Below are 26930 nucleotides of genomic sequence, written 5' to 3' on the forward strand. Positions count from 1 at the left end.
ATTTAGCAAATTATTAGTTACTATTCGAATAGTGACTAAAGGGGAGGTTAATAGTATGGACTTTTATTTAGACCCATCAGTATTCATTATTTTGATTGCTTTTGGATTTTTAGCTGCATTTATTGATTCAGTTGTAGGTGGTGGTGGACTGATCGCCTTACCCGCTTTATTATTTACAGGACTGAATCCAGCAAGTGCAGTAGCTACGAATAAACTAGCGTCGACAATGGGGTGTGCAACGAGTAATATTGTGTTTTATCGTTCTGGTAATCTTGATTTGAAATCGGCTTTTAAATTAGTTCCACTCACTTTCATAGGTTCCATAATAGGGGCATGGACCGTTCATTTAATGAACCCAGAAGTACTGAAGCCATTGATGCTGATTATGCTTGGTGCGGTTGCTATTTATACAATATTCAAAAAGGATTGGGGTAGTATTTCCACTCATAAGAAATTATCTGGTCGACACGTCATTATTTTTACTTTTTTTATTTTTGCTATCGGTTTTTATGATGGATTTTTAGGTCCTGGAACAGGTTCGTTTTTAATGTTTTCTCTTTTATTTATTGGATATGATTTTTTAAAAGCAGCAGGTAATGCGAAGCTTCTTAATTTAGGAAGTAATGTTGGTGCGTTGTTGATGTTTATGTGTGTAGGGCAAGTAAACTATGCGTATGGTTTTATAATGGGGATTGCTCAAATTGCTGGAGGGATTGTTGGCTCCAAATTTGCTATAAAAAAAGGAAGCGGGTATGTTCGTGCTCTTTTCATTACAGTAACTTGTTTATTGTTAGCGAAAAATATTTTTGATTATATTCAATAATCTCTAAAAATAACTTCCAATAAAAAAACTATCAGAAAAGACACTTATATATGAGTGTCTTTTCCTTATGAGGTACTTTAAAATCTTAGCTTGATAGCGATGTGGGGGTACCCTATTGCCATTAACCTATTTTATGGTTTTCATTTCTATTTACTTATATTTTCATTGTTACTGAACCCTACTTCATTAAAAGTTTGTTTATATCCAAGGTTGCCTCTTGTGAAAATAAGAATAAGCAAAGCAACAAAGCCCAATCCTATTCCTACAAATAAATCCGAATTCTTTAAAACAGGGTTGATGGAATGAGCTTGTACCAAGCTAAACGTATTTACACTCGCATGAACTAGCATGACAATAAATAAGTTACCGCGATGGGAGTTATAGACCCAAGTAAGAATGATTGAGATCGGCAAACACAGCAAAATAAAAATTGGCAAATGAATATATAGGATAGAAAGGTCAGAACCCGGTCCCCCCCTTTGTGCAACCGTTAAGAAATGTGGAAGATGCCAAAAAGCCCACAAAACACTAAGTAGTAATGTAGCTTTTAACGGTCCAAACTTCGATTGTAACCGAGGTAGAGCGAAACCGCGCCATCCGATTTCCTCAGGTAAAGGCCCACCGAGAAAGAAAATAGCTACAAGAGAGATGAGATAGGTTACAAAAAATTTAGAAGTAAGGTCATGGAAAGTAGGTATCCCTCCATTTAATATCACCATACCCAGAAACATTGCAGCAGGGATAACAATGAGAGTAAACAAGTACCACTTCAAACCGACCTTAATAGATATGATGCTTTTTCTAACTTTTTTCCATGACTCTTTGCCTTCAAGAGCTCGAATCATGATATATGCCGCTAACATAGGGCCTACAAATGCATTGGCAAAAAAGAAAATATCAAACACTTTTGTTTTAGGGAAAATACCCCATTGGGATAAGATAAATGGAATTAATACAACCCACGAGAATAAATATGCCATTACAAAAAATGAAGTTAACGGATAGGATTCCAAATACCCTCTCAGACTTGTTGATGAGTTTTTTGCTTTTGTTAAATGCTTCAGCATAGCCACCCCCTCAATTATAAAATACTGCGATATGTGCTAATTCTATATGTTTTCATAAAGAACCTTTTTAAGGTAATAAAGTTAAGATTTTTGTAAGAAAGGAGCGATACGTTACCAAAGAAATGTAGAAATTTCTATAACAGTTTCCTTCATTTCTTTGTCTACCTTGAGTGCACCTGGGGGAGAGCATCACATTGCTATCAAGTTAAAAAATCTGTTGTTCTCCAAAACGATAAAAAATAAACTTCGGTGCTATAAAAACACAAAATTTCCATTTAGGGGGTACTTTAAAATTTTAGCTTGATGGGCATGGGGTAGCCCATCAAAATAAGAATTCCGTACACTAAACAAATTCCGACATAAAATAAGCCGTTAAAAAGAACATTGTATCTCATAATAAATAATTCCTGCGGTTAAAAAGGATAAGTAGTGGTAGGCGTTCTGGAAATAAAGAAAAAGAGGTAACACCAAGTTACCTCCTTTTTTCTGTTTATCCCGCGTTAACGGACAGTAAAACTCCCACCTCAAAATTCAGTTGGAGCAAAGAAGTTAGGTGGGAGATCAACTGTCCGTAAACGTCCGATTGGTTCAACTAATAATCAGTGGGGGATGAACAAAACCCCCACTGATTAAAGTTTCATTTTATTGTTCAGTAACACTTAAATTTCTTTTAGATATTTCATTTTCCAACACTCCCAGCAAAATGCGATACATGCTTAGCGAAATAAGATAACCGTTCATCTATTTTCTCTAATTTCTTCGTTCGAAACAGTATGCTATTCTGTAACCGATTGTAATTCCGCAAGGGAATTATTTATATTTTCTACGTTTGTTTTTACAACAGAAGTATGTTCAAACACCTTTTTAATCTCTTGCTTTAACACACCGATTTTACGCTCAATTCTGTCATTTTCTATTCGATCTTTATGCCGCTTTATTGTATTCAGTTCCCTTTTCTGCAAATACCGCGAAACATGTTTTAGATGCTACCTTATTCAAAGATAGCATCTAAAACAATTAAGGTAAGAGGGTGAAAATAATACAAACGAATATTTTCGGGGTATGTTTATGTACTGTAGCGAAATAACTATTCCATATTTTTTTTATAATTAGGCCGCAATACACTCTTAAAATCCACCTCAGCAATCAACACACTTACTAATATAAGTGTCGCCCCTAAGTATCCTTTTCCAGTAAGCGTTTCACCTGTGAAAACGAAAGCGAAGCCTGCGGAAAAGACAGGTTCTAATGAGAAGATAAGTCCTGTATGTGTAGGCGTCGTGTATTGCTGGGCGATAACTTGCACGATGAATGCGACTGCGGTGCAAAAGATGCTTAAGGCTAAGATGATGAGCCATGAGTTGGTTGTGCTAGGCAGTTTTGGCGTTTCGATAATGAATGAAAAAATAAGACTGAATAGGCCGACGAACCCGAGTTGTATGACTCCAAGTGCAATGGAGTTTACATGTTTTGTTACGCTGCCAGTGATGATGACGTGAATCGCATAAAATAAGGCTGACAGTATGCAAAATATATCGCCGTTCCCGATCTTGAATTCGCTCGTTAATGTTAATAAGCCGATTCCTACTATCGTTAAAATGATTCCTACTATCACTTTCTTTTCCGGAATGTGTTTTAAAAATATAGCTGATAATATCGGAATGAAAATGACTGTGAGACATAGTAAGAATCCAGCATTAGAAACACTCGTATACTTTGTGCCGAAAGTCGCGAAAATGTAAACGATAAATAAGACAGAAGCGAGTATAAATGCATATTTTACAGTTTTAAAATCGACTTTGAATAAATGTTTGTAAAATATTAAACCTGATAAAAGAAAGGCAATAATAAATCGTAATGCGATTAAATTGTATTCTTCTATGCCTTCGAGTCCAACCTTCGTAAGTAAGATGGATGCACCCCAAAAGAATGTAACTAGTAGTAGTCCTAAATCCGCTTTTAATTGTAGTTTCATTTCTATGCCCTCGTTATGTATAAATTTTATAATCCCATACCCCTATCCCCATTTTTTATTTTAATATTAATTCTGAATATTTGTAACTTAAATTTATCGACGTTTTACTCCATCAAAAAAAGGCTGTTTATAAAACAGCCTTTTTTTGATGGGGAAGTTATTCCTCTTCAAACTGAAAAATATCCCGGTTAATAAGTTGATGGAAGTGCTTATCCATTTCAGCCGCAGAAACTTTTCTTTCATTTTTAAACCACCATGTACTTAATGCGGTGATTGCCCCTGAATAAAATTCAATGATTAAATCATTTGGCATCGTATGATTTTTGCAAAGTTGATGTAATGCTTCTATTTCTTGTTTTCTCGTTTCGTGACTTAAATATTGTGTCCGGTTAATAAATTGTTCATCAGACATTTGCGTCTCTAATATTTTACCAATTTCTTCATGGTGTAGGAATTGTTCCATTACTTGAAATGGTTTACTTAATCGATCTGAAACCGGTATTCCCGCAATCATCTTGCTGTATCGTTTAAATCCAAATGCTAATAAAGCATCTTTATCTTCAAAGTGTTTATAAAAGGTTGTTCGGTGTACCATCGCGCGGTCACATATTTGGTTAATCGTGATCGTACTATATTTCTGTTTTGATTGCGTCATTAATTCAAATAAGGAATCCCACAATAATTTATGTGTACGTCTAATACGTAAATCAATTTGTTTTTCATTATCATTCATCTACAATTCTCCTTTTTTGTAGATTAAATATACAGTGGCTGAAAATTGATTCTCCCTTTTTAATCTACATATGTATATTATATTACATGTGTTCCGGTGTATTTAAATTTTTTTAAGTAAGAAACAGGAGGAGAATCTGTAAATGAATATGACAACTAAGAGCCCTGCAAGTGGCAAAGTTGATACTTCTAATATGAAACATACCCCCATTTTAATTGCATTACTTTTAGGGGCAATGGTTGCGTTATTAAACGAAACGTTACTTGGTAATGCGTTAACGGTATTAATGCAAGAATTTGGCGTAACAGCTTCAACGATTCAATGGCTTTCTACAGCTTACATGTTAGTAGTTGGGGTTTTAGTCCCAATTACAGCGTTACTTCAGCAATGGCTCACAACGAGACAAATGTTTTTGATCGCTATGGTAACGTTTTTAGTCGGTACATTAATTGCGGGATTCGCACCGACATTTTCCATTTTATTAGTCGGCCGTATCGTCCAAGCTGTAGCGACGGGATTAATTACACCGTTATTAATGAATACGATTTTAATCATTTGTCCGCCTGAAAAACGTGGTGCCACAATGGGATTAATTGCACTTGTGATGATGGCAGCTCCAGCAATTGGCCCTACATTATCTGGAGTAATCGTTGATTCATTAAATTGGCGCTGGTTATTCTATGTTGTTATTCCTATCGTGATCATTTCCATTATGATTGGGATGAAGTACATTCAAAATGTTTCAGAGTTAACAAGGCCAAAAGTAGATTATCCATCTATCCTTTTATCGACATTAGGATTTGGCGGACTTGTGTATAGCTTTAGTGCATCGGGTGATTTAGGATGGTCTGATGCGAAAGTGTATGGCACTTTACTTGTTGGGCTTATCTCATTATGTATGTTTGTCGTTCGACAATTGAAAATTGAGAATCCAATCTTAGAATTACGAGCATTTAAAGTTCCGATGTTTACAATATCAGTTGGATTAATCGTCATTGTGATGATGTCGTTATTTTCAACGATGACTTTATTACCGATGTTCCTGCAAACGGTTTTACTCGTTACAGCCTTTAAATCAGGAATCATCATGCTTCCGGGAAGTGTTATTAGCGCCATAATGGGACCAATCGCAGGTAAACTATTTGATAAATTTAGTCCGAAAGTTATTATCGTTCCTGGTATTGTGTTAGTGGGGATTGCAATGTTCTTATTTAAAGGGATTACTCCTGATACATCAATGGTACAAATTATTGTCATGCATAGCGTATTAATGGTTGGACTTATGTTTGTCATGACAGTACAAACATACGGTTTAAATCAATTAACACCAGATTTATATCCGCACGGAACCGCACTGTTTAGTACGTTGCAACAAGTAGCTGGCGCAATTGGTACAGCTATCTTTATTTCGAAAATGTCTTCAGGAACAACTAGCTATATGGAAAGCTCCGCAAATCCACTGGACCCAGTAGAGAAGTTAAACGGTTTAACTTCAGGATTCCAAGGTGCATTTACATTAGGGTTAGTCTTTATCATTGTTGCATTTATCGTATCGCTGTTTTTAAAAGAAGAGAAAAAGGGAGTAAAGGCAGCGAGGGTTTTACAGAACGAGAATTAAGGTTTATATAAAAAAGACATCTTTTCTAGGAAAGGTGTCTTTTTACATGTCTTTTGTAACATCATACCGTAGCAACTGCCCCTGATCATAAAACCTCTCAAAAATAAGCCCCATTACATAAAAGAACACTAAACCAAAACTAACATGAATAAGTGTAAAGGTAGTGCCAAATGAAGAAAATTCATACACGAGAATTGGCAATTTCGCAGTTGTCCAAACGCCTAAGAAAAATACGATGTACCGAATGCTGGCGCCTTTTTGTAATAGGAGTGCTGCAATTGGGAAGGCAACGTAGAGAGGACCAGCTGCAATGCCGCCTAATAATAGAGAGAATAAGATTCCGTATATGCCGGATTTTTCGCCCATATATTTCATAAGCGTTTCTTTCTTCACCCATTGATCAAGCAATCCTACAAATATGAGGACAGGGGGAAGGAGAAACAACATATCTAAAATGCTATTCCCTGTTAGTTGTAATGCGCTCCATCCTAAAGATTGATTTATAAAAGTTAATACAAAGAGCCCCAGTAGTAAGATGAAAAAGAAGCGATATCTTTTTAGTTCTTTCATACCATCACCACCCAAATGATATAGGAGAATAGGAGGGACATGAGCAATGCAGATGCATTACGTGCGTAAGCAAAGCTCCGTCCGAATATCTTTTGTTCCATCGGTAAGGTTGTAATTCCTACTGACATGAGTGTAGACATAAGTGCCGCAACTTGAGGAAGGCCTGCGCCGTGTTGGACTAATGTATTGCCAAGAGGAAATACGACGAAGCTTGGAATAAGTGCAACGGATCCGAGTATCGCTGAATAAACAATGCCGAGAAATCCAGATTGCTCCCCAATAATAGAAGAGATGAAAGATGGCGTTAATATAGAAAGCGATAAGCCAACGAAAAGCATGATGGAAAGCATGGCGGGTAGAAGATTGCGAAACATTTTCCATGACTTCATTAGAGCATCTTTCGTTTTCGTCCGGTCCTTCATAAAAGAAAGCCCCGTAAGAATAATGGCTAAAGTGTACAGGATCACGCCGTTAATCATGATCAGATTCCTTTAATTCTTTATATTTGTCTATGAAGAAGGATAAGTTCTTCATTTTTTCTTCAATATCCATTTGGAAATCTGCCAATTGTTCCTTTCCAGCAGGCGTAATTTTGTACATCTTTCTCGGTTTGTCTTGATGATCTGTACTTACGTAAGATTCAATTGCACCTTCGTTTTCTAATTTCTTTAGCGTACGATATAAAATGGCACTATCGATTGGATTAACTGGAAGTTCTTCCTCGCACTTTTGCAATAATTGCCCGCCATAGTTATCACCTTCAGCTAAAAATAACAAAAGAAACGCACCTGTATGTCTTCCTGTATGTTTCATGGATATACCTCCTTGAATGAATTAGAATTAATGCTGTTAATGACAGTATACTGTTGTTAACAGTATATGGTGCATGAAGTGCTATGTCAATTTTAATGTTATATGTACTGAAAAAGGTGTAAGAAAATCTGTTACAAGCAAAGCGCAAATGAGAATGAAATAAAGGAAAGACAGGAGATTTAAAATGAAGCGTACAACAGAATTGGTACGGGTTTATTGGAGGTGCATTTATGGTCGCATCTCATGTAACGAGGGGAATAGCACTAATAATAAAAATGATAAGTACACAAGAAATAGAAATACTCCCTTATCTGGTGAAATTCTATCTAACTGTTTATTCTCAACGACTAGGGCTTCCAAATACATAAGAAGGTGATGGATTAATTCAATTCAAATAAATAAAAAGGCACCTTAGTATGCCTTTTTTATTACCACACTCTGATATGAAACTAATAATAAACTAATACATTTCTTCATTTCTTTCTTCATTGGCAAACATAGTTTTTCTAATATTAAATGTTATGATTGCAAGTATAGAAATAATAATAATATTAGTGAGCTGACTGAAAAACTCATTATTTAATAACTTCGGTAAATTTCCTATCAAGATAATACAGATTGTTGTATATACTAAAAATGTTCCAATCCAAGAAATAATGTAATTAATAAATGCGGCTATTCTAGGGAAGTTAATAACTAGATAATTTAAAATAATGTAATATAGAACACAAGAAACGATAAAAAATAGAATATCCCAAAAATAAACGGCGTACCCACTTGCTATTTTTACCGATATGAGTTTATGTAATGAATAAGCAGTGAATCCCCCTAAAAATAAAAAATCAACTAACACAGCTACGGTTTTACTAACCATTTTAGAAATCTTATAAAGGATAAATAATAAGATTAACAGTATAGGTAATATTAGTATCATTATTTTTTCACCTCCAATTTATTTATATAAAATAATTATAACAAATATAGAAAAATTAACCATATTAATAGAATGAATTTTTATAATTATCAATTATATTTAAGTGCCGTATTTAGGTGAAAAAATGCGAAGGGTTCATATTTATCTGTTCCACATTCTACAGAAGGTATGGGCTGTACATCCAGAAACACAAAAAAAAGACACTCTCAAGAGTGCCTCTTATTAGCAGCCGAATCCGCCGCCCCAACAGCTAGCTCCTACGATGATTAATAAAATAAATAGTACAACAAGTAAAGCGAATCCGCCGCCGAAACCGCAGCCTCCACCACAACTACCGCCATAGCCCATATTAACTCCTCCTTCCATAAAGACCATTAATTAATGGATTTAATGTACTTTATGTCTTTACGGATAAACTTGAGCAGGTCCTTTTGAAAAATAAAAAGTGCTTAGATTTAATGAGAATTGACGACCTTATTTTTGTCACGGGTATTAAGCTGATGACATATTCTATTTTATTCTGTGTATTGGGGGAAGGAGGATCTTTATGGCCAATTCTGAAATGATTTTACGATTACTTACGGATTTAAAGATTGAACAGCAAGCTTTAAAAGAACAGCTGGAAAAAATGCAAACAGCTGTGACTATTCTTGAAGAAAAATCAGTGATTGTGGAAGAAAAACCAGCGACTATTGAAGAAAAACCAATGAATATTGAAGAAAAATCAGCTGCTGCAAAGCAAAGAGCTCATTCTGGACGCCCAACATCTTTTCGTGCTTGGAGAGCATCTTCGCAAAAAAATTCATAAATGTATAAGAAAAGAAGACATCGATTACGATGTCTTCTTTTGCTTGTACAATCCAAATGAAGTTAAGAAGATATATCCATATTGCTTTAAAAATAAGAAGAAAATAACGATTGTCGACTCCTGTTTTAGTATAGCATGTAATAATAAATATTTTTATGTAATATTGCATATATATAGATTATATAATGTTTATTGTATATATTTTAGTTGTCTGTTATTTGTTTTAATTCATTTACTTATATTATTTTTTGAGTGCCCCAGTGATGGGGCCTTTTTTTATAATTGTGTTAAAGTAGAAACCTCTCAAGCATAAGAGAGGGGTTACATAACTAGGGAAATGGTTATTAGTGTTTAATGAGATGGAGTCCAGGATGTTGCTTCTGAATTTCTTCTAAATGAAGTACTACTTATTTTTAAACAGTTCCCCATAAATGATAAACCATGCCGATAACAAAAAATGCTAGTCCTACAAACAGAACGATTAAAGCAAGCATTCCGTTTTTATTATGTTCCATATAGTCAGCTCCTTTTTTAGTTATATACAAAAAGCCTTTAGTCGTAATTATGGCTAAAGGATCGGATTCTCATACTTTTTAGTTTACAAAGAAAAGACACCCATATAAGAGTGTCTTTTCCGATAGTTTGTTTAGTCTTAGCAGAAGCAAGAAGCTCCAACGATGATTAATAAAATGAATAACACAACTAATAATGCAAATCCTCCAGCAAAACCGCAGCCTCCGCCGCAACTACCACCAAATCCCATAATAGTTCCTCCTTTAATAAGAGGGGAAAAACAAAGGGTCACTCGTGTTTTTTTAACGGATTCCATTTACTTTATGTTTTGACGTATAAACGTGAGCAGGTCCTTTTGAAAATAAAAAAAGACACCTTAAGGTGCCTTTATATAATTAATATTCGCTAGCGTAAAATTCTTTTATTAGTTTTATTTCATTTGTATCCAGGTCAAACTTAAATATTTTAATTTGATTGGATTCGTCTTTATAAGCAAATGTATTATCACCAACTTGGGTCATATTGCTAATATTTTGGGTAGAACTGCTGCCATGGTCATTGATTTCTACAACTCTTTCACGATCCCAAAATGCAATGACAATGATTAAGATAATAAGGCATACACGTATGAACCGCAGTTCTCTTGCTACAGGATGCTCCATATGATCGTCTCCTTTTCATTTGATAAATTTTGTTTATAAAAGAGATGCTTTCTATGAGAATATAAATAAAAAAGACACTGTAAAGTGTCTTTTTTATCTAATTTATGCGCATTGCTTAATAAGACGCTAGTTCCTCAGTATGGATATGAGTAACTATGTAGGGTAATTTTATTATAACATTTTAACCATTACTGGGTCTATATGGAATTTTATCAATAATTATGTTTGATTATTCAGAATGATACATGTAGTGAAAAATAAATATTACCTATAGTAATTGTAAAATATAATGATGTATATAACTAGTCTTGTAATAAATTTTTCCTATATTTAAGATTGAAATAGAAATGAAAAAGCACAAAGAAGGAGCTGTAGCATATGGGCGCTTGGGGAACTGGATTATTTGATGATGACACGACTTGTGATGTGAAAGAGCAGTTTATTGAATATATAGAAGAAGGTAATAGTGCGGAAGAAGCAACTAAGCTCATTTTAGAAGAGTATGTAGATGAGTTTGATATGGAGGAAGAGTTAGAGGTAATTTCTTTAGTATACATTGGTCTTGCGGCAATACAATTGGAGAAGGGTTGTCTTCAAGAGGAAGTTCGCAGTAATGCGATTGCATTAATTGAGCGAGGGGCTGACCTTGAGCTTTGGGAAGAAGCAGATGTGGAAGATTATGAAGAGAGAAAGAAAGTTTTAGATGAATGTAAGCAACAGTTGATAAATAGATAGTATTGTTCTTTGTAAAAAAATATTCAATAATTTATCATTGCAACCGCTTACTCTTTGTGTATAATAAAGGTAAGTTAATAAGTAAAAGGATTGTTACTGTTCGGCAGGCAAAACCTAAATTGATCTAGAGGCTACGGGTGTAGTGTGGCTTTTGGAATCAGTTTAGGTTTTTTTTATACCTTTTGTGACTTTAAGAAGAAGAAGGCGGAACAATATGAGAATCCATAAAATCTTAAATAACAATGTTGTTTGTACGATGAAGGATAATGAGACAGAAGTTGTACTGATGGGCAGAGGTTTGGGATTTCAGAAAAAAGTAGGCGATGCGATTGATGAATCTAAGATAGAAAAGACCTTTGTGCTAGAAACAAAAGAATTATCAGAGAAACTTGCTAGGTTGCTAACTGAAATTCCTGTAGAAAATTTAGAGATTACAGAGAGAATTATTCAGTTTGCTAAGACAGTTTTGCCGGGGACTTTAAGTGATTATATTTATCTTACATTAACAGATCACTTAAGTTTCGCCTTAACTCGGCATAAAGAAGGAATGGATTTGAAAAATACTTTGCTTTGGGAGATTAAGAGATTTTATCAGAAAGAGTTTGAAATTGGTCTACAAGCTTTGAACATAATTGAAGAGGAGACTGGGCTTAGACTTTCTGAAGATGAAGCAGGGTCAATTGCCTTGCATTTCGTGAATGCGCAGCAAGGAGAGCCGGCGATGCAACAAACGGTAGCGATGACGAAAATCGTCCAAGATATTTTAAATGTTGTAAAGTACCACTATAAGATGAACTTAGATGAAAGTTCATTTAATTATAGCCGGTTTGTAACGCATTTACGATATTTTGCGCAGCGTTTAATGCAGAAGGAATTGAACTCGGCTGATGATGATTTTTTATACGAGCAAGTGAAAAGTAAGTATGAAGAGGCATATTGTTGTACAGAAAAAATTGAAGCATACTTACGACAAGCACATAATAGTCATCTTTCAAAAGATGAAAAGGTGTACTTGACGTTGCACATTCATCGTGTAACGAAACGCAATGAATTATGTAATTGAATAAACGGGATTGTTACTGTTTGGCAGGCAAAACCTAAATTGACTTGTAATGGAGTGATTCGTATGTATCACGTCGTTACGGTTAGTTTAGGTTTTTTCTTTTATAAAAATGATAAAAGGCATGATTGTAGGGAGGGAAAGTTACTATGAAGTATGAAAAAATAGCAAAAGACATACTGAAGAATGTTGGCGGGAGAGAAAATATAAGTAGCGTTGTACATTGTGTCACTCGTTTACGATTTCAGTTGAAAGATGAGGGGAAAGCAAATACAGAAGTACTGAAAAGTATGGAAGACATTGTGACTGTTATGAAAAGCGGCGGGCAATATCAAGTTGTAATTGGTAACCATGTATCCGACGTATATAAAGCAGTTATTGCTGTTGGAGGGTTTCAAGAAACAGAGGAAGAAAGTGCGGGTGAGAAGAAAAAGAGTAGTCTTATAGATATTCTTTCTAGCATTTTCACTCCTATTTTAGGAGTGTTAGCTGCAACTGGGATGATTAAAGGACTTAATGCATTATTTGTAGCGTTAGGCTGGTTAAGTACGAAGTCAGGAACGTATCAAATATTAAATGCAGTAGGCGATTCGTTATTTTATTTCTTCCCGATCTTCTTAGGATATACAGCAAGTAAGAAATTCGGGGGATCACCATTCATCGGTATGGCAATTGGAGGAGCTTTAGTCTATCCAGCTTTATCAGGTTTAAAAGCAAGTGAGCCATTATATACGTTATTTGCAGGAACAATGTTTGAATCACCAATTCATATTACGTTTTTAGGCATACCAGTTATTTTAATGAACTATGCATCATCTGTTATTCCAATTATTCTCGCTGCTTATTTTGGAGCGAAAGTAGAACATTCTTTAAAGAAAGTGATTCCAGATGTTGTGAAAACATTTTTATTACCATTCTTCACATTATTAATCGTTGTACCAGTTACATTTCTCGTTATTGGCCCAATTGCGACGTGGGCAGGACAATTTTTAGGACAGGCGACGCTTTGGGTTTATAATGCAAGCCCATTAGTAGCGGGTGCTTTACTCGGTGCTTTCTGGCAAGTGCTTGTTATATTTGGTCTTCATTGGGGCGTTGTTCCGATTGGCTATAACAATTTAGCAGTGCACGGTATTGATCCGATATTAGCGCTTATATTTGCTGCTTCATTTGCTCAAATTGGTGCTGTGCTTGGTGTTTGGGTGAAAACGAAAGATAAGAAATTAAAAACACTTAGTATTCCAGCTTTTATTTCAGGTATTTTCGGCGTTACAGAGCCAGCGATTTATGGTATTACACTTCCGCTAAAAAAGCCGTTTATTATGAGCTGTATCGCTGGAGGAATTGGCGGCGCAATACTTGGCGTATTTGGTACACAAGCTTATATGACAGGCGGACTTGGTATATTTACGCTTCCGACATTTATTAGTCCGAAAGATGGGATTACAGCTGGATTTTGGGGCGCAATTGTTTCAATGGTTGTTTCTTTAGTAGTAGGTTTTATTTTGACTTACTTATTTGGTTTTACAAAAAAGAAAGCATCTACAGAAACAGCTGAAACAATTGATAAAATTGCTGCATCAAACGATGATGAAGTAATCTTTAGTCCTTTCCATGGCGTCGTTATGCCGCTTCAAAATATTGACGATGCTGCATTTGCATCAGGTGCGCTAGGTGAAGGAGTTGCGATTGAGCCTTCAGAAGGAAAGTTGTTTTCACCAGTTTCAGGTACGATTTCTGCGCTGTTCCCGACGAATCATGCGGTAGGAATTACGGCGGATTCAGGTGCTGAAATTTTAATCCATATTGGAATGGATACTGTGAAATTAAACGGCGAATTTTTCTCTTCTCATATTGAACAAGGAGTAAGAGTAGAAAAAGGACAATTACTTATTGAGTTTCATATAGCTGAAATCCAAAAGGCGGGTTACATTGTGACAACACCAGTTGTTGTTACAAATTATCATAAATATAGCATCAAAAAAACGGAAATAGAAAAGATTCAAGCAGGAGATTCCTTACTAACGTTAGGAGTTAAATAGTAGTTACATTTCATACAGGTTCAAACGAAGAAAGGTATTCTTTAAAACTTACAATAGCTTTCCTCGTTCATTCTTATATAAAGGAGTTTTTCTATATGTCTAAAGTTAATTTTCCAAAAGGATTTTTATGGGGTGGAGCGACTGCAGCCAATCAAGTTGAAGGCGCATATGTAGAAGACGGAAAAGGATTAACGACGGTTGATCTATTACCAACTGGTGAGAACCGTTGGGATATTATGAAAGGAAATATTCATTCCTTTACACCGGTAGAAGGAGAGTTTTACCCATCACACGAAGCAATTGATTTTTACCATTGTTATAAAGAAGATGTTGCGTTGTTTGCAGAAATGGGATTTAAAGCGTTACGTGTATCGATTGCGTGGACGCGTATTTTCCCAAGTGGTGAAGATGAAAAGCCAAATGAAGCAGGATTACAGTTTTATGATAATTTGTTTGATGAACTGTTAAAGCATGGTATTGAACCAGTTGTTACGATGGCTCACTTCGATGTACCTGTTCATTTAGTAGAAAAGTATGGAAGCTGGAGAAGTAGAAAGCTTGTAAACTTCTTCGAGACGTACGCAAAAACGATCTTTAATAGATATAAAGATAAAGTGAAATATTGGATGACGTTTAATGAAATTAATATGCTTTTACATTTACCTTTCATGGGAGCAGGTCTAGCGTTTAAAGAAGGGGATAATAAAAAACAAATTCAGTATCAAGCAGCGCATCACCAACTTGTCGCAAGTGCATTAGCTGTAAAAGCGTGTCATGAAATCATTCCAGATGCGAAAATCGGTTGTATGCTTGCTGCGGGTGCAACGTATCCATATACATGTAATCCAGACGACGTTCTTCGTGCGATGGAACAAGACCGTGAATCATTCTTCTTCATTGATGTACAAGCAAGAGGAGCATATCCTGGATACGCAAAACGCTTCTTTAAGGATAATAATGTAACAATTGAAATGGAAAAAGAAGACGAGGAAATTTTAAAAGAGCATACGGTTGATTATATTGGCTTTAGCTACTATGCAAGCCGAGCAACAAGTACCGATCCAGAAGTGTTAAAAAGCATAACGAGCGGGAATGTATTCGGTTCTGTTGAAAACCCATACCTTGAAAAATCAGAGTGGGGATGGACAATTGATCCGAAAGGCTTCCGTATTACAGCGAACCAACTGTATGATCGTTACCAAAAACCTTTATTCGTCGTTGAAAACGGTCTCGGTGCAATCGATCAATTAAATGGTGAAGAAGAAGTGAATGATGAATACCGTATTGATTACCTAGAGAAGCATATGATCGAAATGTCCGAAGCAATTCAAGATGGAGTAGATATTATCGGATACACAAGCTGGGGCCCAATTGACCTTGTAAGTGCTTCTACTGGAGAAATGAAAAAACGTTACGGGTATATATACGTTGATAAAGATAATGAAGGAAAAGGTTCATTAAAAAGATCGAAGAAGAAAAGCTTCGATTGGTATAAAGAAGTAATTAAGACGAATGGTAAGAGTTTGGAGTCTTGAGTATGAAAAGGAGACATCTTGATTGATGTCTTCTTTTTTCATTGTGAATAAAGTACGGAGCGATATTTCCCTTTACACGAACATAAAGGTATAATATAGTTTAGTTAAGTGAACTAAACTATTGGAAAGCGAAATAACAGTATGGAGGAAGAACGCTATGACTAGATCATATAAAGAAGTAATTAATGAAATGAATCGAGCCTACACGGAACTCTACATTTTACTATTTCAAGATTTAAAGGATGAGTTCGGTCTTACTGGACAGCAAGAGAGCATGTTATTTCATATTAATTTAAATGAAAACACGACAGCAAATAACATTGCGAGTACTTTTAATGTAACGAAAAGTGCTGTGAGCCAAGTTTTATCGAAATTGGAAAAGCAGCAGATGATTTCGAAACAAGTTAATCCTAACAATAAACGGGAGTATTTCCTTACGATCGGTCCAAATGGTAGTAAATATATCGAAAGATTGTCTGAGTTAGATGATGTATTGATTGAGAAATATTTCTCGAAAATTGATATCGAAGCGTTGCAGCAAATGACGGATACGTTAACGAAAATAAATAAAGTGATATTAGAAGAAAAGCAGAAGGATCTTGAGTCTAATGAGTAAGAAGCAAGATGAAGCAATTAGCATAAAGGAGGAGAAGCGTGTGATGAGTTACATACCAAATATGATTACGATAGCAAATTTTGTGTGTGGGCTGTTGGCTATTCACGCTGTTTTCGTTCACGATATGCATGGTGCAGTTATGTTCATTATTACAGGTATGGTATTTGATCTGTTTGATGGCATGGTTGCTCGGAAACTAGATGCTGTTTCGGAAATGGGTGGAGAACTAGACTCATTTGCGGATTTAGTGACCTTCGGTGTGGCACCAGCTATTCTTGCATATAGTGTCGCTTTAAAAGATTTGCAGTCTATCGGGATGATATGTGCGCTTGCTTATAGTATTTGCGGAATGCTTCGGCTTGCGAGATTTAATACGCAGCAAAGCAAACTCCCAACATTCATCGGAATGCCCATTCCATTTGCGGCAATGTGCCTTCTCATTTTATGCCTCCTAAATAACCCAGTTTCCGTGGCATTTGGCACATGCGTACTCGCTTATTTAATGGTGAGCAAAATCAAATTCCCCCATTTTAAAAAAGATATATCGGAAAGCTTGAAATCCGAAAGATGGGATTAATAGGAAAGATAAGGAGCATAACATGATTCGTATGGCATTAAGATCATTTAACATACAAATATATTGTTTACTAGGCGTGATGTTATTGGGATGGTTGCTGACACCTTTTCCAGCCCAGTTTGTAGGGATAAGCATCGGCCTTTTAGTGAGTATGTACTGCGCCTGGATTTTAGGAAGGCGTATCGAAAAGTTCGGAAATAGCATCGTAAAAAAAGAAAAAGCACCAATGCTTGGCATGATGAATCGGTTTGCAGCCGCCATACTCGGCGCGATTATTATGTATGAAATTGAACACCGTGAGTACATGTGGACATTTGCAGCTGGAATTATGGGTGGGTATTTCTTGATTATTATTAATTTGGGGTATTACAGTATGAGGGATGAGAAGAAATAAAGTGCTGTGTAAATAACTAATTTGGATGATTTGAATGCAAAAACCTAAAAACTTTCCTTTATAGAGAGCTGTTTACTACAAAGAGACGACACCCATATAAGAGTGTCGTTTCCGATAGTTTTTTAGCAGAAGCAAGAAGCTCCAACAATGATCAATAAAATAAACAATACAACTAGTAAAGCAAAGCCGCCGCCACAACCACTACTACAACTACCACCAAATCCCATAATAGTTCCTCCTTTAATAAGAGGGGAAAACAAGGGGTCACTCATGTATTTTCATGGATTCAACTTACTTTATGTTTTTTACACAATAATGGAGCAGGTCCTTTTGAAAATAAAGAAAAGACACCCTAAGGTGCCTTCCTCCGACTTGAACCATCTTAATTTTAATAATATTGGACTCCCGTCCGAATATTATTTTACCATGTTAAGTTGTTTTGGGAAATGTTCCATATCGATAATTGCAATAAACGTTTTAGTTTTGGAATTATGTATCTGTCTAAACGTTGAAATTAATAAAGGAACGATATACTTGAGGGTTTTTAGGAGTGATTATAATCGTACCATTAAAAAGAACCCCATAAATGATAAACCATTCCACTAACAAAAAACACTAATCCTAAAAACAAAACAATTAAAGCAAGTACTCCATTTTGATTATGTTCCATAAAATTAGCTCCTTTTAAAATTATTTTTATATACAAAAAAGCCTTTAGTCGTAATTATGGCTAAAGGCTTTGAGCATTATACTTTTTAGTTAATAAAATCTTATAAGAAGAATGTATAATGTTTTTTATCCCGCTCTAATGGGCAGTAATACTCCCACCTCAAAATTCAGCGAAAGCAAAGAATTTAGGTGGGGGATCAACTGCCCATAAAAGTCCGATTGGTGAGGGCTGATTAAAGTTTCACTTTATCGAATTTGGAACTGAAAATGTACTAGCTTGATAATGAAGCCTGGCTATTAGAATTGAAAAATTTTAGTTTTATTATAATTAATAGAAATGAGAGTAGTGTGAATATAAATCCGCTCCAAATAAGCTGGTGAATACCTAAGTTTGAAATGAACCAGCCTCCAATAGTGGTTCCTAAAGTAATTCCGAGATTTGAGAACGACACGAATAGACTGTTACCAAATTCAGGTGCTTCTTTAGCTTCACTTATTAGCCATGTTTGACCAACAATTAATCCACCAGCATGTACGATTCCCCAAATGAATACTATAAAAATCATTGGAACAAGGTAGGAACCTAAATAATAAACCAATATGTAAACAATAGAATATAGAATAGGGAATGATATTACAGTGTTTATTATGCTTTTTTGCAGGAGACCACCAAATAAATGATTACCTAAAATCATAACTATACCAAATATGAATAGCATGATACTGATGAGAGATCCATTCATGGAAGTTACTTTTGCAAGGTACTCAGCAAAGTAGCTGTATACGGAAAACATGGCTGCAAAAAGGAATGTGACGGTTAAAATATTTAACCATAATCCTGGTTTGCCGAGTATACGAATTTGTTTGCCGAAAGACATTTTTTCTTTAACAGGCATAGAAGGAAGTAGGAGTAGTATTCCAATGAATGCAAGAGTGTTAACGAATGCTCCGAATAAGAAAGCCATTTCGAGTGAAAATTGGTCTGCAAGGTAAGAGGTTAGTGGTACACCTAAAGCAAAGCCAACGGTAATTCCCATGAAAACTTTTGTAACTGCTTGACCGCTCTTTTCCGGAGGGACAAGTTTAGCAGCTGTTACAAGAGCGATTGAAAAGAAGAGTGGATGAAGTGCAGCCGGTAAAATACGAAAAATAAGCATGATTTCAAATTGTGTTGTATAAGCGTAGATTAAATTTGAAATAACAAATATGAAAATTGCTGTTAATAAAATTATTTTGCGATTAACACTAGAGACGAGCAGAATTAAAAACGGACCAGAAATAGCAACAACTAGTGCAAATATACTTACTAAAAATCCAGCTTGTGTAGTTGAAATTCCGAACTTTTCAGTGATTTGTGGTAATACGCCGACAATACCCATCTCGGTAGTAATAATTCCGAATACACCTATTGCGAGTATCAGAATAAGTAAAGGATTTACTTTTTTCATTTATAAAACTCTCCATTCGTATCAGTATTTTGAAAATAAATTCATTAACAAAGAAGCATTATTATAAGCATGATTGGATGCCAATATTATCAGGAGTATGTAATTCGAAATACAATAACAGATATCTAAATAACTAGATATGATGTGTTAAAAAAATTTCTCCTTTCTATGTTTCTTGCTTTTATCCCGCTTTAATGGGCAGTAAGACCCCCACCTCCAAATTCAGCGAAAGCAAAGATGTTAGGTGGGGGATCAACTGCCCATAAAAGTCCGATTGGTTCAACTAATAATCAGTGGGGGATGAAGAAAACCCCCACTGATTAAAGTTTCACTTTATAGGCAGTGCAATTTATACAAAAGTCATCGGATACCTGTAAAAAAGCAGAATGTGTGAAAGCTAATAATCAAGTAGTATGCCGATTGATTATTAGCTTTCATTTTATAATTCGTTTTGTACGTATTCAGAAAACTCTCGTATTGTTTTTTCGTTTCGACGATAGTAGGTCCATTTTCCAATTCGGTCAGACTCTAGTAAGCCTGCTTTTTTCATAGTTAATAAATAACTAGAAATAACCGATTGAGCTAAGCCAGTTTTAAGCTGGATATCTCCTACACATACTCCAACTTGAAAGTTAAGGTCTTGTTCTAGATAAGGTTTTTCGTCGAAATGGTTTTCTGGATTTTTCAACCATGATAAAATTTGACATCTTGTTTCATTTGACAATGCTTTATAAATTAATAAAGGTTCCATAAGGATATTATATCTACTTTTATAGATTTGTAAATGGGTTTTAGTGATTTTAAGGGAAGAAGGTATAGTTGATCCCCTTGAATAGGAATAAGGTGCTCTTGATCTGTACCCTTTGTAAAGGACATTCTAAAAAAATCGGTAACCTAAAAAAAGATGATTTCTGTATGCAAACAGGAGTCATCTTCTTTACATTCTATTGATAGCAAGAGTGATTATAGTACGTCATATATTTCTTAATTTCATGTTGTAACTGAACAAACGATTCACATGATTTTATATATGCTTCATCGGTTAAAGTATTACGAGGATTACGTGCAAAAATGATAAGGTTGTTAAGTTTAAGCATGTTGTTGCCTAGCTATCAATGGCGGATTCCTAAGAAGAGTAATAATAAAACCCAACATAAATTTTAATAAAAATTTTATATTTACCCCACTTTTTATTTTAAAAGTTTCTCCTATCCTATAAACAACAAAGTCATAGATGAAAATGTAAAGTTAGGGGATTCTACATGGATACAGGAGTTTTGATGAGTTATTTGTATACTTATTTTTTTACTATTATGTTTTGTATTGTGTTTCAAATTGGATTTTATTTTAAAGCGAAAAACAATATATCTATTCTGCATTTTCTGTGGGTATATGTTTTTCTATTCTACCTTTCACTAGTGTATGGGGTGACGCAGATCGCGACTGTATGGGATATAAGTAGATATGAAACGTGGATTCGTGTAAGTCAAATTAACTTGACTCTATTTGATACGGCAGGTAGTACGACGTATCTTTTGAACATTGTACTGTTTATCCCATTAGGTTTTTTATTACCGACTATTTGGCCGCAGTTTAGAAAAATAAAAAACACCGTATGTGCGGGATTCTTTTTTTCATTGGCAATTGAGTTAAATCAATTATTAAATAATAGAATTACGGATATTGATGATTTATTTACGAATACCCTTGGGGCAATTATTGGGTATGTCTTATATAAAGTATTATATACAGCGTTATTTAAATTGATATTGAAAAGAGAGGAAAAAAAGCTTGATACGAACTCTCCTGTAGTCATAAAATACGAGGCTGTTTTTTGTCTAGTATGTTCATTTGTAGGTGCGATGTTCATTTACTATCCTTGAGACCTGTAAGCTACGATTTCGGTTATAAAAACAATGTGTCGAATAGATCATTAAAGAAGGTTTTTTAAATTTTCCCTAGAATGAACAGTAATGAATAATCTAATTCCTTAATGTAATAAGGAGGCAGTAAAATTTGAACAGGAAAATTTGGTTTGTAGTTACTTGTTTTGCTTTTTTAGTAGCTAGTTATATTGTTGTCCAATATTTTATTATGGATGGTTTTCAAACAGGGCTTGTAAAAGTGAAGCTTATGTTTGGATCTAAATTAAGTGCGTTCTGGTATATGATGCTATTTATACATATTACAACTAGTATAGTAGCATTAGTAATTGGTCCTTTTACATTATCCACTAGATTTAGAGAAAGGAATATCAACCGTCATCGAATAGCTGGGAGAATCTATATGGTTGGTATATTATTAGGAGGCGTTTCTGGATTATACCTATCCTTTTATGCTACGGGAGGATTGGTAGCGAAGCTAGGTTTCGGTTTGTTATCTGTATTTTGGCTAACATCAGCATATCAAGCGTTAAATAGAGTTAAGAATAAAAAAATTAAAGACCATCGGAATTGGATGATTAGAAATTATTCTTTAACCTTTGGAGCAGTTACATTAAGAATTTGGCTACCGTTGTTTATCGTTCTATTTGGAATAGAGCGTTTTGAACTTAGTTACGCTATTATTGCTTGGTTAGCGTGGGTACCTAATTTAATTGTTGCAGAATTATTCATAAGAAAAAGACTTAATAAAGGAAAGTACCAGGGAAATGAGGATTTACATTTTTGATGTGAATTTGCTGTAATATTGAGGGCAGAATTCTTCAGTAATTGAATCATTTAATAGCTGGATTTCGTTTGTAGATTCAAAAATTCACTAATTTTATTGAATAAATAGAAAATACTTTCTTTTTTCGTCTGTTTAATTTAATATCAATAAGGGCACCAAAAAATAGATAGAGGTGCTAAAATGTACGGTATTATTAATTATGAAGTGTTTTTACTAACAGGAATTTTATTGAATTTAATTCCTGGTGCAGACACCATGTATATTGTGGGAAGAAGTATTTCACAAGGTAGAAAAGCAGGTGTGTATTCTGTTTTGGGTATTATTACTGGTTCTTTAGTTCATACGTTGTTAGTTGCTTTTGGTTTATCTATTATACTTACAAAATCCATTGTGCTATTTAACACTATTAAGGTTATAGGTGTTATCTATCTTGTATATTTAGGGATTAAAATGATACTTGATAAGACAAATGTAGCTTTCCAGGCCTCATCCAATAAATTGAACATTAGAAAGATATATGTACAAGGACTTTTAACAAGTCTTACGAATCCAAAAGTCTCTTTATTCTTTATTGCGTTTCTTCCGCAATTTATAGATACAAAGGCCTCAGGTCCTATGCCTTTTATCATTTTAGGACTTACTTTTACAGTAACCGGACTATTATGGTGTTTATTTGTTGCTTATTTCTCTTCATATGTTACAAAAAAATTAAGAGGAAACCAAAAGGTAGGAATGATTCTAAATAAGATAACAGGACTGATTTTTATTGGCATGGGGCTAAAGTTGCTTCAAACAAAAGCTCCTCAATAAACCTGAATAACATAAAAATGCCCCCTTTCAAGAGATGTAATCGTAGGTTTAGGCTAATTTCTACATACTAAAAAGTCCCTTTAACTTTGAAGGGACTTTTTGCTTGTTATTTTGAGTTATTTAAAAATTTATTTCAAGAAACAACCTATACTTTAATTGTATTACCAACTAGCAGTTTCCGTACTTTCTTTCAACCACTTCACCCAATCAGAATCTTCTACCTTAAGCAAACTAAGCGAAACACCTTTCATATCTAAAGAAGTTAGCAATGTACCAACCTTTACGAATGTAATCTGTAATCCTTCCAGCTCACATAAACGGCGAATATCATTTGCGAAAATGTATTGCTCCATTAGTGGAGTTGCGCCTAGTCCGTTAATGAGGATGGCGAAGTTGTCACCTTTTCTCCAGCGATAAATGCTTTTAAGTTTGTTCATTAGTTCGATCGCTAATATTTCAGAAGAGGATAGTGCTTCTTTACGGTAGCCTTTTTCGCCGTGAATGCCGACGCCGTAAAAGACTTCATCGTCGTTTAATGAAAAGGAAGCTTTTCCTTTCACTGGATCGTTTGCAGGTGAAAGGGCGACTCCTAATGTGTGTAAGTTTTCGGTGATAGAACGGCCGAGTGTTGTTAGTTCGTCTAAAGAGTGACCTGCAAGAGCGGCCGCACCAAGTATTTTTTGAACAAAAACAGTACCAGCGACGCCGCGTCTTCTTTTATTAAAAGAAGCATCATCTTCAATTGAAACGTCGTCATTTACGATGATGTGGTCAATTTTTCTACCTTCTTCTTTTGCGATTTGTTTTGCAGCTAAAAAATTTGCTACGTCATCTTTAAAGTTTTTGATGATGAATAAAATACTTTTATCTTTTGGCATGAGACGGGTTGCTGCGACGATTTGTTCCACGGTTGGAGGAGTGAAGATGCTGCCGTTTACTGCCGCCGTCAGCATACCTTTTCCTACATAACCGATATCAGCAGGCTCATGTCCGCTACCACCGCCGCTTATAATGACAACGTTTTGCTTCAGTTTCTCGATATCTTTTACATAAATGATGTTATTTGTTTCGTCGTAATTTACTTTGTCGTTATGTTCAAAATAAAAGCCATGCATCATATCTTGAACGATATGTTGTACATCATTCATAATCTTTTTCATTGCTTTTGCCACCCTTTAATTACTTTGCTGATTGTTCCAGTAATAGTAGTAATTGATTGTTTATCATGTTTTTCATGAGAGAAGACATAATGGAAGGATCTACTTCGCATTTGCTTTCAATCCAATCTTTTATCGTTCCAACGAAGCCGTGACTATAAAAGGAGGCAATCGTATTTTTTGTCTCATCAAAAAGGCTGAATCCACAGCTCACAGATAATTCATCAATAATTTTCATATATAAGTTTTTCGTATGCTCAAATAAATAGTGATTAAACGAGTTTTGTTCAATGACTTTAAAAGCATTTCGGTAAAATTTTTGATTTTCATAAAAGTAATCAAATAATAAATCAAAAATATTTTCCCACGTTTCATAGTCGAGAAAGTCGATAATGTTCTCTTTCGTTTCTTCTTTATAAATCCAACTTAATAGTTCAAATTTATCTTTGAAATGATAATAAAAAGTTTGCCTACGCATTTGACAGTGTAACATAATATCGCTCACTGATATTTTATGAAACGACTCTGTTTCCATTAAATACTTCAATGAATTCGCGATTATCTTTTTAGAAATTATAGAAGAGGTCATCTCAATCATCCCTAGAATGTTAGTAATATGAAAATCCTACCCATAAATGAGAGCGGTGTCTTTAGACAGATTGTCCATTTTGTCCGTTTACTATAAAACGCTTTCATTTTAACATGGATAGTAAGAAGAAGATTTCAAATATATCACAATATATTAAAGGAATTGAGGGAGAATCACAATGAAAAAGATTATAAACAAACCAGAAACATTAGTAATGGAAATGTGCCACGGAATGGTGATGGCTCATCCAGAGCTTGAGCTTTTGAAAAAATATAAAGTGATTAAGAAGAAAGAAATGAATGAAAATAAAGTAACGTTAATTAGTGGTGGCGGTAGTGGTCATGAGCCAGCGCATGCAGGACTAGTTGGAAAAGGAATGTTAGATGCAGCAGTGTGCGGAGATGTGTTTGCTTCGCCTTCACAAATTCAGGTGTATCAAGCAATTAAAGAAACAGCGAGTAAAAAAGGTACGTTATTAATTATTAAAAATTACAGCGGCGATATTATGAATTTCAAAAACGGTGCACATTTAGCAACGGAAGATGGAATTGAAGTCGACTATGTAAAAGTAGACGATGATATTGCGGTAGAAGATAGTTTGTATACAGTAGGACGCCGCGGCGTTGCGGGTGTTATTTTGGTCCATAAAATTGCCGGTGCAGCAGCGGAAGCAGGTATGGATTTAGGAGCGGTGAAAGCTGTAGCGGAAAAAGCAGCGGCTAACGTGCGTACAATCGGTTTAGCGTTAACTTCTTGTACAGTTCCAGCGAGCGGATCACCTACTTTCACACTTGCGGAAGATGAAATGGAATACGGCGTAGGTATTCACGGCGAGCCAGGAATTAAACGTGAAAAAATGTTGTCAGCAGATGAACTAGCGAACCGTATGACAAATGATCTTGTAAAAGATTTAGGAGTAAAAGACGGCGAAGAAATTGCGCTTCTAGTTAACGGTTTTGGCGGAACACCACTGCAAGAACTTTACTTATTTAATAACGCAGTGACGCGAGAATTAGCTGCTAGAAACATTACAATTAATAGAGTGTTCGTTGGCAACTATATGACGAGTATCGATATGGCTGGTATGTCTTTAACAGTAATGAAATTAGATGACGAGCTAAAAACATTACTATCGAAAGAATGTAATACACCAGCGTTTAAAGTAGATGGGCCAGTTGAAAGTGTCGAGTACGTGAATGTGCTTGAAGAAACAGAAGAGAAGGAAGTTTCCTTTGAAATAGAAACAGCGGAAGAGCACGCTGTTATTAACAATAATGTCATTACATTAAACAACATGATTTATCTCGTTGATAAAATGAGCGACGTTATTATTAAAAATGAAGTACCGTTCTGTGAGCTAGACACGCACGCTGGTGACGGTGACTTCGGAATGAGTGTGGCAAAAGGATTTAAGCAATTAAAACGTGAGTGGCATTCTATCGTAGATCAAGAAAACGTAACGATCGGATCATTCCTTGACGGTTGTTCGATGATTATTATGGAACATTGCGGCGGCGCATCTGGTCCAATTTGGGGTGGAGCATTCCGCGCAGCTAGTAAAGCAGCAGGCGAGAAGCGTGAGTTAACAGTGAAAGAATTCGCTGAAGTGTTGCAAGCAGCACTGCAAGGCATACAATCTATCGGTGAAAGATCATTCGGTAGAGGCGCAGTAGTTGGTGATAAAACACTTGTTGACGCACTTGCTCCATGTGTAGACTCTTGGTTAGCTAGCGCTTCAAACGAAGAAGACATGAAAACTGCCTTTGAAAAAGGAGCAGAAGCAGCGGTTAAAGGAGCAGAGTATACGAAAGAAATCGTAGCTCGCATGGGCCGCGCCGGTACAGTTGGCGAAAGAAGTTTAGGCTATCCAGATGCAGGTGCACATGCACTTGGAGTTATCTTTACGGAGATTGCGGGTAGTTTGAAATAGGAATGAGAAGATCCCCTCTGCCTTGTGGTGGAGGGGATCTTTTTTATAGTTGAATGATATATATAACTTCTCTAGTTGTCTTTTGTAGAAAAATATGAATTTTGAAAGAGGGAAATTGAGCTCATATAGACATAAAATTCAAGTTGGTTAATTGTACTTTTAAAGTAGTTTGGTTATTTTCT

General features: G+C 35.3%; 29 protein-coding genes and 1 pseudogene. 14 read left to right on the forward strand and 16 right to left on the reverse strand.

Annotated elements, in window-relative coordinates:
- The first annotated feature begins 55 nt into the window (after positions 1–55).
- Positions 56–823 carry a TSUP family transporter gene (locus tag MHB74_RS04910; RefSeq protein ID WP_061679457.1) on the forward strand — a complete coding sequence of 256 codons (768 nt, stop codon included), beginning with the start codon at positions 56–58 and terminating at the stop codon, positions 821–823.
- Positions 824–969: 146 nt separating this feature from the next.
- Here the strand turns inward: MHB74_RS04910 and MHB74_RS04915 are convergent, their stop codons facing one another.
- From MHB74_RS04915 to MHB74_RS04925, 3 genes are all read right to left on the reverse strand, one after another.
- A complete protein-coding gene (locus MHB74_RS04915) occupies positions 970–1890 on the reverse strand; it encodes a CPBP family intramembrane glutamic endopeptidase (protein ID WP_061679458.1) in 921 nt (306 codons plus the stop codon).
- Between the two features lie 1087 nt (positions 1891–2977).
- A complete protein-coding gene (locus MHB74_RS04920; RefSeq protein WP_061679460.1) occupies positions 2978–3865 on the reverse strand; it encodes a DMT family transporter in 888 nt (295 codons plus the stop codon).
- A 157-nt stretch (positions 3866–4022) separates the two neighbouring features.
- Positions 4023–4598 (reverse strand): TetR/AcrR family transcriptional regulator, encoded by a 576-nt coding sequence (locus tag MHB74_RS04925; RefSeq protein ID WP_061679461.1) that lies wholly within the window; start codon positions 4596–4598, stop codon positions 4023–4025.
- A gap of 142 nt (positions 4599–4740) precedes the next feature.
- On the opposite strand from MHB74_RS04925, the gene MHB74_RS04930 reads away from it, so the two are divergent.
- Positions 4741–6216: an MDR family MFS transporter gene (locus tag MHB74_RS04930; RefSeq protein ID WP_061679462.1), complete on the forward strand. Its 1476-nt coding sequence runs from the start codon at positions 4741–4743 to the stop codon at positions 6214–6216.
- A 42-nt stretch (positions 6217–6258) separates the two neighbouring features.
- Here the strand turns inward: MHB74_RS04930 and MHB74_RS04935 are convergent, their stop codons facing one another.
- The 5 genes from MHB74_RS04935 to MHB74_RS04955 form a co-directional block, all read right to left on the reverse strand.
- Positions 6259–6786, reverse strand: a complete 528-nt coding sequence (locus MHB74_RS04935) for a permease (RefSeq protein ID WP_061679463.1) — start codon at positions 6784–6786, stop codon at positions 6259–6261.
- Complete coding sequence (locus tag MHB74_RS04940; protein WP_061679464.1) at positions 6783–7265, reverse strand: hypothetical protein; 483 nt, start codon at positions 7263–7265, stop codon at positions 6783–6785. The genes MHB74_RS04935 and MHB74_RS04940 overlap by 4 nt, the downstream gene beginning before the upstream one ends.
- Complete coding sequence (locus tag MHB74_RS04945; protein ID WP_061679465.1) at positions 7258–7599, reverse strand: PadR family transcriptional regulator; 342 nt, start codon at positions 7597–7599, stop codon at positions 7258–7260. Before MHB74_RS04945 ends, MHB74_RS04940 begins: the two co-directional genes overlap by 8 nt.
- A gap of 460 nt (positions 7600–8059) precedes the next feature.
- Positions 8060–8533 carry a hypothetical protein gene (locus MHB74_RS04950; RefSeq protein ID WP_061679466.1) on the reverse strand — a complete coding sequence of 158 codons (474 nt, stop codon included), beginning with the start codon at positions 8531–8533 and terminating at the stop codon, positions 8060–8062.
- 222 nt (positions 8534–8755) lie between these two features.
- Complete coding sequence (locus tag MHB74_RS04955; protein WP_000540377.1) at positions 8756–8881, reverse strand: YjcZ family sporulation protein; 126 nt, start codon at positions 8879–8881, stop codon at positions 8756–8758.
- Positions 8882–9080: 199 nt separating this feature from the next.
- Between MHB74_RS04955 and MHB74_RS04960 the strand changes: the two genes are divergently transcribed.
- A complete protein-coding gene (locus tag MHB74_RS04960) occupies positions 9081–9341 on the forward strand; it encodes a hypothetical protein (protein WP_061679467.1) in 261 nt (86 codons plus the stop codon).
- 652 nt (positions 9342–9993) lie between these two features.
- Here MHB74_RS04960 and MHB74_RS04965 read toward each other — a convergent pair.
- Together MHB74_RS04965 and MHB74_RS04970 are read right to left on the reverse strand one after the other, a co-directional pair.
- A complete protein-coding gene (locus MHB74_RS04965; protein WP_000505681.1) occupies positions 9994–10104 on the reverse strand; it encodes a YjcZ family sporulation protein in 111 nt (36 codons plus the stop codon).
- A 145-nt stretch (positions 10105–10249) separates the two neighbouring features.
- On the reverse strand, positions 10250–10516 hold the full coding sequence (locus MHB74_RS04970; RefSeq protein ID WP_061679468.1) for a YmzC family protein: 267 nt from the start codon (positions 10514–10516) through the stop codon (positions 10250–10252).
- 378 nt (positions 10517–10894) lie between these two features.
- Here MHB74_RS04970 and MHB74_RS04975 point away from each other — a divergent pair, with 378 nt between their 5' ends.
- The 7 genes from MHB74_RS04975 (at position 10895) to MHB74_RS05005 (ending at position 17475) form a co-directional block, all read left to right on the forward strand.
- Positions 10895–11251 (forward strand): DUF4259 domain-containing protein, encoded by a 357-nt coding sequence (locus MHB74_RS04975; protein WP_061679469.1) that lies wholly within the window; start codon positions 10895–10897, stop codon positions 11249–11251.
- A gap of 214 nt (positions 11252–11465) precedes the next feature.
- Entirely contained in the window at positions 11466–12314 is an 849-nt protein-coding gene (licT, locus tag MHB74_RS04980; RefSeq protein WP_061679470.1) for a BglG family transcription antiterminator LicT, read from the forward strand.
- Between the two features lie 146 nt (positions 12315–12460).
- Positions 12461–14353 (forward strand): beta-glucoside-specific PTS transporter subunit IIABC, encoded by a 1893-nt coding sequence (locus tag MHB74_RS04985; RefSeq protein ID WP_061679471.1) that lies wholly within the window; start codon positions 12461–12463, stop codon positions 14351–14353.
- A gap of 95 nt (positions 14354–14448) precedes the next feature.
- Positions 14449–15888 (forward strand): 6-phospho-beta-glucosidase, encoded by a 1440-nt coding sequence (locus MHB74_RS04990; RefSeq protein WP_061679472.1) that lies wholly within the window; start codon positions 14449–14451, stop codon positions 15886–15888.
- Between the two features lie 157 nt (positions 15889–16045).
- Positions 16046–16504, forward strand: coding sequence for a MarR family winged helix-turn-helix transcriptional regulator (locus MHB74_RS04995; RefSeq protein ID WP_061679473.1), 459 nt, complete (start codon positions 16046–16048; stop codon positions 16502–16504).
- Positions 16497–17081 (forward strand): CDP-diacylglycerol--serine O-phosphatidyltransferase, encoded by a 585-nt coding sequence (gene pssA, locus MHB74_RS05000; RefSeq protein WP_141658085.1) that lies wholly within the window; start codon positions 16497–16499, stop codon positions 17079–17081. The genes MHB74_RS04995 and pssA overlap by 8 nt, the downstream gene beginning before the upstream one ends.
- 22 nt (positions 17082–17103) lie before the next feature.
- Positions 17104–17475, forward strand: a complete 372-nt coding sequence (locus MHB74_RS05005; protein WP_000620582.1) for an ATP synthase subunit I — start codon at positions 17104–17106, stop codon at positions 17473–17475.
- Positions 17476–17597: 122 nt separating this feature from the next.
- On the opposite strand, the gene MHB74_RS05010 is transcribed toward MHB74_RS05005, so the two are convergent.
- The 4 genes and pseudogenes from MHB74_RS05010 to MHB74_RS05025 form a co-directional block, all read right to left on the reverse strand.
- Positions 17598–17702: a YjcZ family sporulation protein gene (locus tag MHB74_RS05010; RefSeq protein ID WP_000505689.1), complete on the reverse strand. Its 105-nt coding sequence runs from the start codon at positions 17700–17702 to the stop codon at positions 17598–17600.
- Positions 17703–18416: 714 nt separating this feature from the next.
- Positions 18417–19592, reverse strand: coding sequence for an MFS transporter (locus MHB74_RS05015; RefSeq protein WP_061679474.1), 1176 nt, complete (start codon positions 19590–19592; stop codon positions 18417–18419).
- A gap of 439 nt (positions 19593–20031) precedes the next feature.
- Positions 20032–20343: an ArsR/SmtB family transcription factor gene (locus tag MHB74_RS05020; RefSeq protein ID WP_000433539.1), complete on the reverse strand. Its 312-nt coding sequence runs from the start codon at positions 20341–20343 to the stop codon at positions 20032–20034.
- A gap of 193 nt (positions 20344–20536) precedes the next feature.
- A pseudogene (locus MHB74_RS05025) lies at positions 20537–20638 on the reverse strand (TetR family transcriptional regulator); the annotation flags it as partial.
- 216 nt (positions 20639–20854) lie between these two features.
- Here MHB74_RS05025 and MHB74_RS05030 point away from each other — a divergent pair.
- The 3 genes from MHB74_RS05030 to MHB74_RS05040 all read left to right on the forward strand — a co-directional run bounded on the left by MHB74_RS05030 (position 20855) and on the right by MHB74_RS05040 (position 23072).
- Complete coding sequence (locus tag MHB74_RS05030; protein ID WP_061680367.1) at positions 20855–21475, forward strand: VanZ family protein; 621 nt, start codon at positions 20855–20857, stop codon at positions 21473–21475.
- 133 nt (positions 21476–21608) lie between these two features.
- A complete protein-coding gene (locus MHB74_RS05035) occupies positions 21609–22262 on the forward strand; it encodes a DUF2306 domain-containing protein (RefSeq protein WP_061680366.1) in 654 nt (217 codons plus the stop codon).
- A 180-nt stretch (positions 22263–22442) separates the two neighbouring features.
- Positions 22443–23072: a LysE family translocator gene (locus MHB74_RS05040; protein WP_061680365.1), complete on the forward strand. Its 630-nt coding sequence runs from the start codon at positions 22443–22445 to the stop codon at positions 23070–23072.
- A gap of 161 nt (positions 23073–23233) precedes the next feature.
- Here the strand turns inward: MHB74_RS05040 and dhaQ are convergent, their stop codons facing one another.
- Together dhaQ and dhaS are read right to left on the reverse strand one after the other, a co-directional pair.
- Complete coding sequence (dhaQ, locus tag MHB74_RS05045) at positions 23234–24232, reverse strand: DhaKLM operon coactivator DhaQ (protein WP_061680364.1); 999 nt, start codon at positions 24230–24232, stop codon at positions 23234–23236.
- Positions 24233–24251: 19 nt separating this feature from the next.
- Positions 24252–24818, reverse strand: a complete 567-nt coding sequence (dhaS, locus tag MHB74_RS05050) for a dihydroxyacetone kinase transcriptional activator DhaS (protein ID WP_061680363.1) — start codon at positions 24816–24818, stop codon at positions 24252–24254.
- Between the two features lie 178 nt (positions 24819–24996).
- Here dhaS and dhaK point away from each other — a divergent pair, with 178 nt between their 5' ends.
- On the forward strand, positions 24997–26748 hold the full coding sequence (dhaK, locus tag MHB74_RS05055; protein WP_068987175.1) for a dihydroxyacetone kinase subunit DhaK: 1752 nt from the start codon (positions 24997–24999) through the stop codon (positions 26746–26748).
- Positions 26749–26930 lie beyond the last annotated feature (182 nt).

This window comes from Bacillus sp. FSL K6-0069 (assembly GCF_038007785.1).
GTDB lineage: Bacteria > Bacillota > Bacilli > Bacillales > Bacillaceae_G > Bacillus_A > Bacillus_A mobilis.

Coding starts and splice junctions, on each gene's coding strand:
- MHB74_RS04910 (WP_061679457.1), top strand. CDS start 56: ATGGACTTTTATTTAGACCCATCAGTATTCATTATTTTGATTGCTTTT.
- MHB74_RS04920 (WP_061679460.1), bottom strand. CDS start 3,865: ATGAAACTACAATTAAAAGCGGATTTAGGACTACTACTAGTTACATTC.
- MHB74_RS04975 (WP_061679469.1), top strand. CDS start 10,895: ATGGGCGCTTGGGGAACTGGATTATTTGATGATGACACGACTTGTGAT.
- MHB74_RS04950 (WP_061679466.1), bottom strand. CDS start 8,533: ATGATACTAATATTACCTATACTGTTAATCTTATTATTTATCCTTTAT.
- MHB74_RS04945 (WP_061679465.1), bottom strand. CDS start 7,599: ATGAAACATACAGGAAGACATACAGGTGCGTTTCTTTTGTTATTTTTA.
- MHB74_RS04955 (WP_000540377.1), bottom strand. CDS start 8,881: ATGGGCTATGGCGGTAGTTGTGGTGGAGGCTGCGGTTTCGGCGGCGGA.
- MHB74_RS04965 (WP_000505681.1), bottom strand. CDS start 10,104: ATGGGATTTGGTGGTAGTTGCGGCGGAGGCTGCGGTTTTGCTGGAGGA.
- MHB74_RS04960 (WP_061679467.1), top strand. CDS start 9,081: ATGGCCAATTCTGAAATGATTTTACGATTACTTACGGATTTAAAGATT.
- MHB74_RS04985 (WP_061679471.1), top strand. CDS start 12,461: ATGAAGTATGAAAAAATAGCAAAAGACATACTGAAGAATGTTGGCGGG.
- MHB74_RS04915 (WP_061679458.1), bottom strand. CDS start 1,890: ATGCTGAAGCATTTAACAAAAGCAAAAAACTCATCAACAAGTCTGAGA.
- MHB74_RS05005 (WP_000620582.1), top strand. CDS start 17,104: ATGATTCGTATGGCATTAAGATCATTTAACATACAAATATATTGTTTA.
- MHB74_RS05015 (WP_061679474.1), bottom strand. CDS start 19,592: ATGAAAAAAGTAAATCCTTTACTTATTCTGATACTCGCAATAGGTGTA.
- dhaS (WP_061680363.1), bottom strand. CDS start 24,818: ATGACCTCTTCTATAATTTCTAAAAAGATAATCGCGAATTCATTGAAG.
- MHB74_RS05040 (WP_061680365.1), top strand. CDS start 22,443: ATGTACGGTATTATTAATTATGAAGTGTTTTTACTAACAGGAATTTTA.
- pssA (WP_141658085.1), top strand. CDS start 16,497: ATGAGTAAGAAGCAAGATGAAGCAATTAGCATAAAGGAGGAGAAGCGT.
- MHB74_RS04970 (WP_061679468.1), bottom strand. CDS start 10,516: ATGGAGCATCCTGTAGCAAGAGAACTGCGGTTCATACGTGTATGCCTT.
- MHB74_RS05020 (WP_000433539.1), bottom strand. CDS start 20,343: ATGGAACCTTTATTAATTTATAAAGCATTGTCAAATGAAACAAGATGT.
- MHB74_RS04925 (WP_061679461.1), bottom strand. CDS start 4,598: ATGAATGATAATGAAAAACAAATTGATTTACGTATTAGACGTACACAT.
- MHB74_RS05030 (WP_061680367.1), top strand. CDS start 20,855: ATGGATACAGGAGTTTTGATGAGTTATTTGTATACTTATTTTTTTACT.
- MHB74_RS04995 (WP_061679473.1), top strand. CDS start 16,046: ATGACTAGATCATATAAAGAAGTAATTAATGAAATGAATCGAGCCTAC.
- MHB74_RS04935 (WP_061679463.1), bottom strand. CDS start 6,786: ATGAAAGAACTAAAAAGATATCGCTTCTTTTTCATCTTACTACTGGGG.
- dhaQ (WP_061680364.1), bottom strand. CDS start 24,232: ATGAAAAAGATTATGAATGATGTACAACATATCGTTCAAGATATGATG.
- dhaK (WP_068987175.1), top strand. CDS start 24,997: ATGAAAAAGATTATAAACAAACCAGAAACATTAGTAATGGAAATGTGC.
- licT (WP_061679470.1), top strand. CDS start 11,466: ATGAGAATCCATAAAATCTTAAATAACAATGTTGTTTGTACGATGAAG.
- MHB74_RS04930 (WP_061679462.1), top strand. CDS start 4,741: ATGAATATGACAACTAAGAGCCCTGCAAGTGGCAAAGTTGATACTTCT.
- MHB74_RS04990 (WP_061679472.1), top strand. CDS start 14,449: ATGTCTAAAGTTAATTTTCCAAAAGGATTTTTATGGGGTGGAGCGACT.
- MHB74_RS04940 (WP_061679464.1), bottom strand. CDS start 7,265: ATGATTAACGGCGTGATCCTGTACACTTTAGCCATTATTCTTACGGGG.
- MHB74_RS05010 (WP_000505689.1), bottom strand. CDS start 17,702: ATGGGATTTGGTGGTAGTTGTAGTAGTGGTTGTGGCGGCGGCTTTGCT.